The 12,118-nt window shown below is 46.2% G+C and carries 20 protein-coding genes; all 20 read right to left on the reverse strand.

All coding sequences use genetic code 11. The features are described from left to right. Nucleotides 1-2 precede the first annotated feature (2 nt). The 20 genes from NE671_RS02570 to NE671_RS02665 all read right to left on the reverse strand — a co-directional run bounded on the left by NE671_RS02570 (nt 3) and on the right by NE671_RS02665 (nt 12,105). On the reverse strand, nt 3-530 hold the full coding sequence (locus tag NE671_RS02570; RefSeq protein ID WP_227081143.1) for a hypothetical protein: 528 nt from the start codon (nt 528-530) through the stop codon (nt 3-5). Next, nucleotides 527-847, reverse strand: coding sequence for a hypothetical protein (locus tag NE671_RS02575; protein WP_256163618.1), 321 nt, complete (start codon nt 845-847; stop codon nt 527-529). The genes NE671_RS02570 and NE671_RS02575 overlap by 4 nt, the downstream gene beginning before the upstream one ends. A gap of 12 nt (nt 848-859) precedes the next feature. Beyond that, nucleotides 860-1,276, reverse strand: a complete 417-nt coding sequence (locus tag NE671_RS02580; RefSeq protein WP_227081145.1) for a hypothetical protein — start codon at nt 1,274-1,276, stop codon at nt 860-862. Beyond that, nucleotides 1,276-1,488 (reverse strand): hypothetical protein, encoded by a 213-nt coding sequence (locus tag NE671_RS02585; RefSeq protein ID WP_227081146.1) that lies wholly within the window; start codon nt 1,486-1,488, stop codon nt 1,276-1,278. Before NE671_RS02585 ends, NE671_RS02580 begins: the two co-directional genes overlap by 1 nt. Then, a complete protein-coding gene (locus NE671_RS02590) occupies nt 1,488-1,754 on the reverse strand; it encodes a hypothetical protein (RefSeq protein ID WP_173878327.1) in 267 nt (88 codons plus the stop codon). The genes NE671_RS02585 and NE671_RS02590 overlap by 1 nt, the downstream gene beginning before the upstream one ends. An 11-nt stretch (nt 1,755-1,765) precedes the next feature. Beyond that, a complete protein-coding gene (locus NE671_RS02595) occupies nt 1,766-2,185 on the reverse strand; it encodes a hypothetical protein (RefSeq protein WP_227081147.1) in 420 nt (139 codons plus the stop codon). Further along, complete coding sequence (locus NE671_RS02600) at nt 2,185-2,349, reverse strand: hypothetical protein (RefSeq protein WP_158563048.1); 165 nt, start codon at nt 2,347-2,349, stop codon at nt 2,185-2,187. The genes NE671_RS02595 and NE671_RS02600 overlap by 1 nt, the downstream gene beginning before the upstream one ends. 81 nt (nt 2,350-2,430) lie before the next feature. Next, the gene (locus tag NE671_RS02605) at nt 2,431-2,595 is read right to left on the reverse strand and encodes a hypothetical protein (RefSeq protein ID WP_227081148.1); all 165 of its coding nucleotides are present in this window, start codon (nt 2,593-2,595) and stop codon (nt 2,431-2,433) included. Between the two features lie 719 nt (nt 2,596-3,314). Further along, nucleotides 3,315-4,871 carry a phage tail tip lysozyme gene (locus NE671_RS02610; protein WP_256163620.1) on the reverse strand — a complete coding sequence of 519 codons (1,557 nt, stop codon included), beginning with the start codon at nt 4,869-4,871 and terminating at the stop codon, nt 3,315-3,317. A 53-nt stretch (nt 4,872-4,924) separates the two neighbouring features. After that, the gene (locus NE671_RS02615; protein ID WP_101872209.1) at nt 4,925-5,245 is read right to left on the reverse strand and encodes a hypothetical protein; all 321 of its coding nucleotides are present in this window, start codon (nt 5,243-5,245) and stop codon (nt 4,925-4,927) included. 22 nt (nt 5,246-5,267) lie between these two features. Further along, complete coding sequence (locus NE671_RS02620) at nt 5,268-5,618, reverse strand: hypothetical protein (protein ID WP_101872208.1); 351 nt, start codon at nt 5,616-5,618, stop codon at nt 5,268-5,270. Nucleotides 5,619-5,746: 128 nt separating this feature from the next. Next, nucleotides 5,747-6,097: a hypothetical protein gene (locus NE671_RS02625; RefSeq protein WP_064786094.1), complete on the reverse strand. Its 351-nt coding sequence runs from the start codon at nt 6,095-6,097 to the stop codon at nt 5,747-5,749. A gap of 38 nt (nt 6,098-6,135) precedes the next feature. Continuing rightward, nucleotides 6,136-6,360 carry a hypothetical protein gene (locus tag NE671_RS02630; protein WP_256163624.1) on the reverse strand — a complete coding sequence of 75 codons (225 nt, stop codon included), beginning with the start codon at nt 6,358-6,360 and terminating at the stop codon, nt 6,136-6,138. Continuing rightward, the gene (locus tag NE671_RS02635; protein ID WP_064786096.1) at nt 6,357-6,800 is read right to left on the reverse strand and encodes a putative ABC transporter permease; all 444 of its coding nucleotides are present in this window, start codon (nt 6,798-6,800) and stop codon (nt 6,357-6,359) included. The genes NE671_RS02630 and NE671_RS02635 overlap by 4 nt, the downstream gene beginning before the upstream one ends. Continuing rightward, a complete protein-coding gene (locus tag NE671_RS02640; protein ID WP_256163625.1) occupies nt 6,800-7,498 on the reverse strand; it encodes a DUF4376 domain-containing protein in 699 nt (232 codons plus the stop codon). The genes NE671_RS02635 and NE671_RS02640 overlap by 1 nt, the downstream gene beginning before the upstream one ends. After that, entirely contained in the window at nt 7,458-8,714 is a 1,257-nt protein-coding gene (locus NE671_RS02645; protein ID WP_256163626.1) for a Reverse transcriptase (RNA-dependent DNA polymerase), read from the reverse strand. The genes NE671_RS02640 and NE671_RS02645 overlap by 41 nt, the downstream gene beginning before the upstream one ends. A gap of 383 nt (nt 8,715-9,097) precedes the next feature. Further along, nucleotides 9,098-10,777: a hypothetical protein gene (locus tag NE671_RS02650; protein WP_256163627.1), complete on the reverse strand. Its 1,680-nt coding sequence runs from the start codon at nt 10,775-10,777 to the stop codon at nt 9,098-9,100. Nucleotides 10,778-10,787: 10 nt separating this feature from the next. Further along, nucleotides 10,788-11,642 (reverse strand): hypothetical protein, encoded by an 855-nt coding sequence (locus NE671_RS02655; RefSeq protein ID WP_256163628.1) that lies wholly within the window; start codon nt 11,640-11,642, stop codon nt 10,788-10,790. Continuing rightward, nucleotides 11,643-12,008: a hypothetical protein gene (locus NE671_RS02660; protein WP_256163629.1), complete on the reverse strand. Its 366-nt coding sequence runs from the start codon at nt 12,006-12,008 to the stop codon at nt 11,643-11,645. It abuts the gene before it with no gap. Beyond that, entirely contained in the window at nt 11,974-12,105 is a 132-nt protein-coding gene (locus tag NE671_RS02665) for a hypothetical protein (protein ID WP_256163631.1), read from the reverse strand. The genes NE671_RS02660 and NE671_RS02665 overlap by 35 nt, the downstream gene beginning before the upstream one ends. Between the last annotated feature and the right edge of the window lie 13 nt (nt 12,106-12,118).

Raw genomic sequence — 12,118 nt, forward strand, 5'->3', positions numbered from 1 at the left:
TCCTACTCCTCCTCAAACAGCTTGCTTGCTTTCTGGGCCAGCATCTCATTTCTTCCGGATTTATCATCAAATATCCGGTGGCACTCCTTCAACAGCTTGTCTACTCTTTCCTGGGTTACTTCCAGGCCTGTACTCCGGATTGCTTCTTCCAGGTCTTCCAGATACCAATCTTCCCTGTACCAGATAGCGTTTGCCCTGCGGTAAATCTCATCAATTATCTTCTGGCGATTTTCCTCGGTTGCCTCCAACAGCCACTCAAAATTCAGTTTTCCATCCTTGGTTGTCGGATTGTACTTTCCGGAACATCTGCCCTGCCGGTCCGTTACATAGGTCTGAACGCCCCACCACGTTTCCGGTTCTTTATCTATGAATCCCTTTCTCTTCCACATTGCCGGAAGCGAATGCTTTCCATGCGTGTTTTCGTTCTTTCGGAACTCTACTACAATTTCCTCTCCCAACGCATTTCTGTCTGCGAAGGTAAACCACCAAACCGGCGGTACTGTATGCTCACACTGATATACTTTTCTCATTTTTCTGCTCCTTTCGCTAATGATTCAGCAATCGCCTCCATCATACTCTGCGATAATTCCAGATACTGCTCTACGATATAGAATTTAGCACTCTGCCCGTTCTCATCCCATATTTCAAAATACCGGAATCCCCTTTCTTCCTCGGCTTTATCCTCCTGCACCTTCACATACTCTCGTGCCTTGCTCTCAACGATTTCATCCAGTTTCTTCATGACCGCCTCCAGGTCAATCGACACATCCACCACTGTACACCCATTTGTAAATTCGTTCTCCCAGAACCCATGCAGGACATACACTACAATTTTCTTTTCCTCCATTCCGGTGTCCTCCTATCCGTAAATAACATCATCGAATATCGCATACTGGATAATCATGTCTGCCACTGTCGCATCTACCATGCAACAATCCAATTCATAGACTCCTTTGCTGCATCCTACAGAGTCTTCCGCATCCACCAGGATATTGTACGGCTTGTCTTCATCCTCCAGATACTGTTTTACTCCGCTGAGCAACTTTTCCTTGTTCAGTTCTCTCTTCTTGCCATCCACCGAATCATGCAATACCAGGACTCCTCCTCTGCTGATCTGCTCCGATGCAAATTCTCCGAGATACTTTCCTTTGACTTCTGCTCGCCTGCACCAGTAGCAAATACCGCCCTCCAGTGCCGTTGTAACAATATCGTCAATGTCCTCTGTGCTGATTCGCACGCTTATCTCAGCCTTGATTTCCTCATACTCTTTTCCCATCAGTCTTCCTCCTCATATCCTACTCTCTCTACATAGTTTACGCCGTCCGGCTCGCATTCAAATTCCGGACATAAAGAGAACCACAGTTTCTCCAGTTCGTTTATACCATTTGCGGTCAGCTCTGTTTCATCTCCATCGTTGAATCCGATTCTGTATACGCTCGACTTCTTGCCTTTTCTGACAATGCCTTTCGCTGCTCTTCTCAGTCTCATTACTCCTTTTCCTCCACTCCGGCGAACTCCAGGATTTTCTCTCTGGCAAATCCTTCGATTACTTCCAAGTAGTTTCCCGGCCACACATCCTTGTTCGGCTCATAGGTTTCTGTGAACTCATTCGCCCAGTCAACAAATTTCTGTTTCCAAGTTATGCTATCAATGTCTGTCAGTACCTCAAACAGATACTCACTCTCGCCTTTGAGCTGTTCCAGCATCATAGCAATCTCCATCAGATTTTCCGTCTGCTCGTTATATTCCAGCATCACGCCACCTCCTACTCTGTTCTTACTAAGCCGCCATTTGCAGATGCAATTCCAATGCTTCCAAGTTCGGAACAATCCGGAGCGTCCAAATTTGCCACATACGCAAGTGGAACTCTTCCTTCCAGGTCTTCTCTATCCAGTTCCCACTCCTCATCCTCTGCACTAACATACAGCAACGCCAGGCATCTTCCAAACACCATATTGCTCAATATTGCAGCGTATACAATACCGCCACTTTCTTCTTCCCAGTCGGTAACAGCTTTCTTCTCCTCATCGTTCAAATCGTACAGAATACCTGCCGTCTCAGATTTAAGGACCGTTCCCTGCTTTCTGAATTTTGTGATTGCCTGCGGCATCATTCCCAGGCGGCACATACGACCAACCGCTTCTTCTACCATTTTTGCTCTGTCCTGCTGATTCTTTGCATCCATTATTTCTTATCCTCCATTTTCTTCTCTAAATCTTCCAGTCCGAGTGTTGCATTTACGAATGCCAGCGCACATGCGGCTCCGATACATTCTCTGATTCCGGTTGAAACTCCGACAATCAAACACACCAGCATAGCCAGTGAAAACATTCTTCTGCTTTTCTTCATTTACTTTCTGCCTCCTCTGTGATAAACTTGGTAGCACGAGGAGAACTTGTCTCCCCGGCTACCGAGCTGTTTTTCAGAACATTACTTGAACCAGGTCAAAACTGCCGTAACAACTGCTATCAGCATTGTTACTATGGAAATTACGATATGTGTCCAGCATTCATAAATTTCAATTTTGGTCTTCTTCAACTGCTCTGAAAGCAGCTCTTCTTCTTTTTCTTCAATCCTGTGTTTTCTTTTTCCCAACGGGCAATTCCTCCTTTCTCATTTGTTCTGTCCTCTGCATTCCTACGGGGTTGGAACCGTCTGACAAGCATATGTACTATTCCATCAACCTTGCCGCCTGCATTACTTCGTATCGTGTATTTGCTTTGTTTTTTTGTAACTTTATTATACTTCGATAGCTCGAACGTGTCAAGTGTTTTACTTCTATTTTGCAATTATTTTTCGAGCTGTCGAATTAGTGCGTGTAGCATCTTTGCAACGCAAAGTGCTATTCTTTTTTATCTCTTTATCTATCTTTATCTCTATCTCTTACTCTATCTCTAATTATGGTGTAGAAATCATGTAAGAAACCTTACAAGGTTTTATATAGGAAATGTTTTTTACTTCGATTTTTCGACTTATTCACATTATCAACATTCTTCCTGTGGATAACTTCGGAACTCAGATTGAACTTTGCAGAACCGCATTTTCAGCATATATGGCTTTAACATCGTACACGCTTCTATACCGGCTTTTAGCTCTTAAGCATAAGTTAGTATCTAAAAACGTCTATCGTTGCTCAGGCACATTTCGTCAAATTTGAAGGGGATTTTTTGTGAATTTTGTATATTGATTTATTCTGCGGACTTGCTCCGAAATAAAAAAGAAGCCCCGGCGTGATACCGGGGCAATGTGACATATTTTCCTTTTTTGACCATAAGAGGTGTGCTTAATTTTCTTAGTTCCTTGCCTTAAAGGCATTATTTGATGTATACCTTGCCATCGTAATAAGCAGCCATCCAACCGCTCGGTGCTTTCATCCAGATATCGTTTCCGACATTCCGAACTTCCTGGCACGTTACGACCGTTCCTGCATCCAGGCAGCCATCATTGTCCTTATCGTGTTTCTGGCCGTCAGCCGTCAACTGCGAATGTTTCTTTGCGCTGTAGTTTGTTCCTGGACCTGTACGAACTTTCAGTTCTACCTGCAAAGTGTACTCATGTCCAGCAGTGTAAGACGGAGTGTTCTTCTTTTCCGGAACACTGGCTGCTGTCTTTCCGTTGTAAGCAGAAACCAGCTTGCTCTTAGATGCCGGTCCGTACTTGCCGTCCTGCTCCAAACCGTAAAATGCCTGGAACGCAAGCAGAGCTTTCTCTGTGTCTCCGCCAAAAGAACCGTCTACTCCGGAACTTCCGCAGGAGAATCCGCAACCGATCAGCATTTTCTGCATTTCTTTTACTGCGTCCCCGGAATCGCCTTTCTGGAGATAATTTCTCACATTAACCGTTCCGGATGCAGATGCTGTCACTCCGGTGTAACGGTACACATGAATCCACGGCTTATTGTAATAGCTGCGGATGCAGATTTCTCTACCGGTCTGATCTCCAGACTTTCCTCCTGTGACCGTTCCTTTCTCGTTGATACTTGCGTGCACCAGTTTACCATTTCCGCAGTAGAATGCTGTGTGTCCATTTCCGAGCAGGACATCTCCACGGATCATTCCGCTACCGGTTGCCAGATCCACGGATTTTACAACATCCTTGAATCCGATTTTTGGCAGAACCTCCGGCATGTTGCCTGTATAGGTTGCTCCGCTTGACTTTGCCGGGATTCCGGCCTCTTCCAAACATCTGATTACCAGCCCGGAACAATCGTAATTCGGTTTGCCCCAACGGTCTACCTGGTCGTAACCGTGTGAATCGTCCAGGGCGATTGCCTCTGCTCTTGCTACTGCATTTTCAATTTTGCTCACTTTGTTTTCCTCCTTCTTCTGATTCTGGTAAATCTTTAAATACTGCTCCCCGTAAGAAGCCCTTGTTTTCTTCACTGCCGAACCGGTATTCGTCGGAGCCTCGAACTTAACCAGAAAGATATCAGACGCTTCCTGTACTGATGTCGCTGTCTGTAATACCTTCCAGACGCTCTTATAGCTCTTCTGCAATTCGCTCAGCATATACTCCGTCTGCGCCTTCGCATCTCCGATGGACACTCCTCTGGACTTGACCAGATCGTAAAGGCCGGCCTTTCTTCCGGCAGATGTCCACTGGCAGAATCCGTAACCGTACTGCCTGGAATCTCCCAACGGATGCAGGAACAACGCTCTCGTTATCTTTCCGGAGTCTACTGCTTCCGTGTAGGTATCGTCCGTGTATTTATAGTTCAATTTCTTCTCGCAGAGATTTTCCAGATTCCGGGGATTCGCTCCGGATTCTGCGTAAATATTCCCCATAGCCGCACATGCACCATATATCGTGCAACCAGCAGCCATCAAAGCGTCAAACAAAATATCTGTGTATGTATTCCGTTCTATTGCCATTTGTAAATTCTCCTTCATTCATAAAAAAGGGGCAGGGATTTCTCCCCACCCGGTCATAAGTATGTGTCCTCTTCTGGGTCCATCTCATCATCATCTTTCGGATGCAACTGTCCCATCTTGTCCATCAGCAAAAATGTCAACGGAACGAACACCGCAAACAAAATTACCAACGGCCAGAAGATTCCTGCTATCAGCAGCAACACTATCACAAGCGGATAATTCGGCTTGTTTGGCTCATAATACATGCCATTGTCCTGGCAGTATAGTTCTTCGTCTTCATCTTCCATCCGGCACAGTGTCCGGATACCCCAGATATAGACCGGCTGACACAGCAAAATCCCCAAAAGGTACACCAATAGGATTTTTAAGCCCATAGCTCCTCTCTCCCTTCTCCGATCAGTTCTGAGAGCCATTTACCTTTCCATCGTCCAAAAGGTCCTTAACTTCCTTGAACCACCAGTCAATAATTTTCAGCAGCACCTCTTCGGACATGATTACCTGCAACCACTTAGGCAGCAATCCTCTTGCCTGCTGTACTACCCATTTCAGTTTCTGTTCTCCCTGGCCGGACTCTTTGTAGATATGTTCAGCGTGCAGGAACAGCTCGTACACCTCTTTACGGATGCCCTCCAGTCCTTTCGCTTTCGCATACTGATATACGACCACTGCTGTTATAACGACCAGCACTGCGATCACCAGGATCAGAACCGGAATCGGCACCTGGTTTAAAAAATTCAATAATTCCATAGAATCAATCCTCCTAATATGCTTTGTAATCTCTTGATAGTTCCCTGTATCGTTTTTAATTGTTTGAATGGGGAAATTATTGCCTAACCGCTATACGAGCGGATATGAGGCAAATACAGCCTTCCATTTCATTCCCCTGTGATATGGTTTACTCCCTGCCTTGTCAGAAAGTTCTCCAGATCATGTTTCTGCTCCAGCTCATAGTCTAATGCGGCGTGCATGTCCCCGTTGCACTTCGCATCCGGGATTCTCTGTACTGCTTTGGCTGTTGCCTCCGACAAACAAAGAGAACCGTCAAGAGCTTTCAGCATCATGTACTGTAACTCCTCACGGTTCTTCTCTTTGTCATCCTGTTCTTTTTGTCTGCGTGCCCGTTCGTCTTTCTCCGCTTCTGCACGTTCCTGGATCCGTCTTTCCAGTAACCAGAAACAAAATGCTACGATGGCAGATGGCACACCGGCAGCTATCAATAACTGCATTGGTTTCTCCTTTCTGATTTTACTTCGGATTTTCAGAACTAATCTACTTCCGTGGCTCTGCTCGTATCCGCATAGGCTGTCCGTCCTCTGCTCTCAAATGTTATCTCATCATCGTCACAGTCTGCATACTTCCGGCACGCATACTCAACAATGTCAAGATCTGCCTCTATTTCTTCCAGGCTCTTTGTCGGTGTTCCCTTGACCAGAAATACCAGGTCATAGATTGCCGACCAGAGCTTTGAGATAATCTGTAGCTTTGTCATTCTCTTTCTCTTCTCTCTTCCTTCTTCCGGAATAGGTGGTAATGCGGCTTCTCTTCTCCGAAAAATACCCAGCGAATATAATCGTCCAAGATAATTCCCAGTGCAGACAAAAAGAACCATAATGCCGTGAACTGAGGGCATATCTGACCGAGGATATTTCCAGGCATATTGCTATAGTCCCACATACGCAGACCGAGCCATACGTTCAGAACCAGTCCGAACAGAAATTCTATTGCCGTGATCCCTGCCGCCGCAACTAACTGTTGCAAAACCAGTGGCATGCACCGGTTCTTCTCATTGATTGCACCGCAGATAGTGAAGCACAGGCCTCCGCAGATTATCATTGCCGTGAATGAATAGCCACGGAAGATAATTTCCAGCAAATAATAAATGCTCCCTCCGAAAAGAAAGAGCATTGGATATTTGATTATGCTTTTCATTACGAAATACCTCCGGATGCCAGAATCTTCATGTAATCTTTCAGCACTTCATTCTGGAACTCCTCCGGAATTTTCACACCCCACTGAATCTGCTCGAAGTCTCCAGGCTTCGTGATGGACTTAATCCACATATTCATAGCGTTGCAATACGTTGTATTGTACGATACAAAAAACATTGCCCGGTCAACAATATTCTGCATATCCGCCGCCGAGAAATACTTGCATGGCTGTCCGTCCTCGTGGTACTCCAGTTTCTCCTCTCCGGCCAGCAACTGCATTTTCTTTCCAAAGAGATTGATCTGGTCCTTTTCGGTCAGACTGAAATGTTCTACACCAGAAGATGTGCTCACATCTACTCCGGAGTAAATCGTCTGCTCGCATGCTGATGCGATTTCCTGGTATTTCGCTTTTCTGGCATCCTCCAGGCTCAGATCTTCCACACTGGAAGGATCTGGAACCTCCTCCGCTTTTGCGTACCAGTAATCAAAATCAGATTCGATCTCTTCCTGGGTTACTTTGCCCTGGTAATGGAACTGGACCTCCTCGCACTCCCACACCTTGTACTTATTCTTTTTCCCATCCTGGATGTCCTCTTTATCCACCAGCTCAATGTTTTTACGCATGATAACATCTGTTCCGGAAAATACCAGATAGACCTCAACTGCTGAGGGCTGTGATAAGTAAGATTCTCTTCTCATTTTCTACTTCCTTTCCGTGCTTACTTGCACTGTATGAACACATTTTGAATAGCTTATCAAAACAATACTCCATCCGGAATTTCAAACTGTTGCTATGCTTTATCCAGCCTTTGTATGCTGCAATCCGGCAGGCTCTCCACCATGGGATAAATCCTTTCTCCTTGAAATCTTCCCAGGCTCTGAGCACTTGCCTCCGGATTCTCCGGAATACTCTCCCACGGATGATCGTGTATCTCCTCCGGACTACATAGCCCATCATATCAACTCCGGGCGTCCTTTTCTTACTGCCTTTCCTTCGCTCTTCCAGGTTCTCCCGTTCTTCATCAAACGAAGCTACCTGGTAGAATTGCCAGATATCCTTGATTTTCAATCCGAACTTATCATGAGCCCAGATCGTAGCTTTCTTCATTGCCTTTTTCAGCTTTGAAACATCGCCATAGATCGTGAAATCATCTGCATAGCATACAATCGCATATACAAGCCTATTCCGCTTTCCTCTGCGTATCTGAGCTTGCTCATAGATATATCTCAATACATAAGACATCACGTAATTGAATAGCCATGCCGGAAGATATCCGCCTATGCAAAGATGGTTCCCAGGATAATTGCTCATAAGAGCACCCAGGAACCATAGCAGCACTTTATTCTTGCCTATGTCTCTCCTCAGCATCTCCATGACGATTGGAACCGTCACTGAGGGATAAGCCTTTGTTACATCTCCTTTCAAGGCAACTACCTTGCCGTGAAATTTCTTCCGGAGCAGTCTTTCGATCTTTCGCTTTCCGGCTACGCCTCCCTTATTCGGGATGCTCCCGTACTGGATCGGTAAAATCTTTGCTCTGAAAAGAGGTTTCAACGCATATACTCCGATATATTCAAACACCTGCTGTTCTGGAGATTCCTGGCAGATATCACGGAGCTTCTGCGTCAGTCCGTCAATTCTTTGAAATTGGCGAATCGGTTTTAATTGTAAATCTCGGTTGATTATACGTTGCGTCAGCATCTTTGCTACTTCTGATTCAGCTTCCAGGGTTCGTGTAAAATCCTTATTTAACTGATCCTCTACGATCTCACGCTTTGTTATTTTCCCGGTCTTGCATAGCAGACGTTGGAAATCTTTTCTGCTCCGCTTATTCCGGAAGCATTCCACAACGGCAAGTTCATTAAATTTCCAGTCCTCAATATTGACCGTTGCTGGTTTGCAATATGTTTTCACACATCAACCTCCTTAATATTCATCTGGTTACTTCCGTGGCTTTCCCTTTCGGTACTAGCCTCGTTGGTTTCAAGTTATTTTCGCACATAAGCGAGGATTATACGATGCAATGATTTTTAAATACTCTTTTCAAAATTGTACCAGTTGCTCCGAGAGAGCCGTTCCAGTTAGCGTTAGACACCCCATTGTTCGAGTTACGGCAAGGAACGCCAGCATTACCACCGTTGTTCAAGTTACCAAAGCACCAAGCCGCACGAACACCAGACGCCGCAGGTTCGCAATTGAAGCCAGCTCCCAGACACCGTATAACCCTAAAATTATTTTATTTGCAAATAAGACAATAAAGGGGCTTACTGCCCCTCTGCTTCGCATTCACCCCGTTTTTAACCCTCAAGACCAGGTGCTCCGAGAGAGCCGCCCCAGCCAGCGTTAGACACCCCAACGCTCGAGGTACGGCAAGGAACGCCAGCATCACCACCGCCGCTCAAGTTACCACAGCACCAAGCCGCACGAACACCAGACGCCGCAGGGACGCAACCGAAGCCAGCTCCCACTCCAACGCCGCTTCCGCTTGCGTTGGTTGCCTCCGGCCATAGAACATCATCATTGATTGCATTATCAGTAATATACTTCCATGTCCAGGCAGCCGTATCTTTCGGAAATACCAATGTTGGAACATTTACTTTTTCGTAGTTCTCATTGATTGCAAAGCCTACTTTTGACTGATCGTAACATTTGTAGCAATCAAAGCAATAATTCTCATTCGCATCCTGGCTCCACTGCCATAATTCATCGGAGACAATCAGATAGGATCCGTTCATAAACTCAACACCCTGGATCATTCCTGGTTCTTTTCCGGAAGTCGGACTGTATCGGCTACCATCTCTACCCAGTACATTGTCATTCCATCCGGAATAGTACGGAGCGGTAGATAACATCGTGGTTCCGGCTACTGTGTCAAAAGTCTTTCCTCCATTGTCCACGTACACTGCGGAATAGTCTGTGCCGTCAATGTTCACAGTCTCAATCGCTGTGATTACCTTCGCGTCGAAAATGGAATATGCACTGGCAGCGTTTCTGTCGGTCGATGCATTTGTTCCGAGCATGACCGCAGATCCAACAAACAGGTTTGCCGCCTGTGCTGTGGTCAGAATTACTCGCTCCACTCCGGTCTCAGCCACGGCTACCGTGTACTGGAAACTGTAGCTTGAGCATCCTTCAATCTTTCCGGAATTTCCTTTACGTCCATATTTCAGACGCATCATAGCATCCAGGAACTTCAGAAGTGATCCAGATGCTCCGGAATACTGTGTTCCTCTGGCTCTCCATCTGGTTACTCCGGTTGAATGTGAGGTACGGTTGACCGGTGCCAGTCCAGTTCCGCAAGTGATTGCTCCGTCTGCGTCCAGACCGGCGTAATATTTCGGATGTGCCATGTACTCATGCACTTTTCCGGTTCGGTCTGTACCTTCTTTCCAACGTTTGTAGCCTGGAGCCGGTGTACATCTGGTTTTCAGATATTTGTAATCCTTGTCCTGCCATTCACGCTTGTAGGTGTTCTTCTGGATCATCCAACACAGATGTTCTCCACCTCTGACCTTTGCTGTATCGTCAATGTGTTCTACATAGAAAATCTCATGGGAACCATCCGCTTTTTTCTCTGCCGCAACCTCCAGACACCAAAACTGCGGAAGGTGTGCAAACGGATCATTACCAGCTGTAGATTCTGTGGACGGTGTACATGTCAGTCCTGTGGAATCATCCGTTAAGGTTCCGATCATGGACGTACTCTTATCATATCTTGGTGTCGTTACGCCGTGAACTCTGGAATCAACCAGAACATTTCCGAACCATCTCTCCAGCATCTCTGCTTTCGTGAAAAGCTCCGGATTATATTGAATCTTCCACCATTCAGTAAAAAGGGCATCTACCTCCGCTTTGGAAGTAGCTGCCGCAACTTTCTCTTTATATTTCAGATCCATTTCTCCAGCAATCTGATCTCTGTGAACTTTGACCAGTAACTGCATGGTCGTGTCTCTGGGGATATTGATTGTCTCACTCATTTTCTGCCTCCTATGCACTTAAAATGATTGCGTCAAGTCCCTTGTCATCCGGGTTAATCTGGAACGCAATCGTGTTGACCTGGTTAATAAGTATCTCTGTAGCCTCTTTCGCCTTAGCAATGGCATCCGCAGTATTCGCCTGCCTGTCCTTCTCGTTCTGAATCCGGACATTTTCACTGGCGGTTCTTGTCTGCTCCGCAGATGTTCTGTCTGATTCAGCCTGGGATCTCGCCTGCTCAGCCTGGACTCTGGCAGTTTCAGCCTGTGACCTGGACTGTTCTGCTTTATTCGCATTATCAGTAGCCAGGTTGGCGTTCTTAGCCGCCTGGATTGCCACAGAAGTCGCACCATCCGCATTCCCGGCTGCTGTAGATGCCAGACCAGCCGCCTGCTTTGCATCCTGCGTCGCCTGGTTCGCTGTCGTTACAGACTGCTGGATTGCTGAGTCAATCTGTTTTGCAGAATCAACGACTTTCTGTAAAGCTGTCTGCTGTGTTTTGCTGGCCTCTGTAGCTTTCTCGGTTGCAGTCTGCTGTGTCTTTCCGGCTGCGGTAGCTTTCTCGGTTGCAGTCTGCTGTGTCTTTCCGGCTGCGGTAGCTTTTTCATTTGCATCCTGCTGAGCTTTACCATTGGCGATTGCTATAGTCAGGTTCTGCAATGCAGCTTTGACTTCCTCAGACTTCGTGTTGATAGATTCTACCTGCTCTTGCATGGTAGCCGCCGACTGTTTTACTGACTCTTTGATGCTGTTGTAGCTTTCATTTTCCTCGTGAATCTTCTGCATACAGGAGATAAAAGCTCCTCGCACCTCTTCTCCATAGACCGCATTTCTAAGCTGATCTATTTCCTGGGAAATATCTGCCATTTACTCCACCTCCTCGATAACAGGCTCCTCTCCGGCAACATTTTCTTCCGATGCGCCCGGGACTTCTTCCGGATTTTCAAAAAGCGTAATCAGCTCTTCTTTCTCTTTCTCGAAAGTCTCCTGTTTCTCTTTCGCCTCGGTTTCATAATATTCTTTCAGTTCCTCTTCGTATCTGGCCGTATCGTCCGCCAGCTCGTTTGCGGCATTTGCTCTGATTTCTGCAAGCACTCCGCTCAGAATCCCCTCTGCCATGAAAATAGGCAGCCCGTAAGCTGCCATCGTGTTTCCAACCTGCCTTGTGATTGCCTGCTTCGCATCAGCATAAATAACACTAATCGGTCTGTTTGGTTTTTTCTTTTCTTCCATCTTTCTTTACCTCCTGCTCTCTTTTGATGGTTCCTACAGCTACACTGTTTTTCGCTACCTTTTCCGGTGCGTCTCCTCTCGGAAAAATAATTTCCATCTTCTTGCCTCCT

The sequence above is a fragment of the Blautia sp. DFI.9.10 genome (assembly GCF_024461705.1).
Lineage (GTDB): Bacteria > Bacillota > Clostridia > Lachnospirales > Lachnospiraceae > Blautia_A > Blautia_A fusiformis.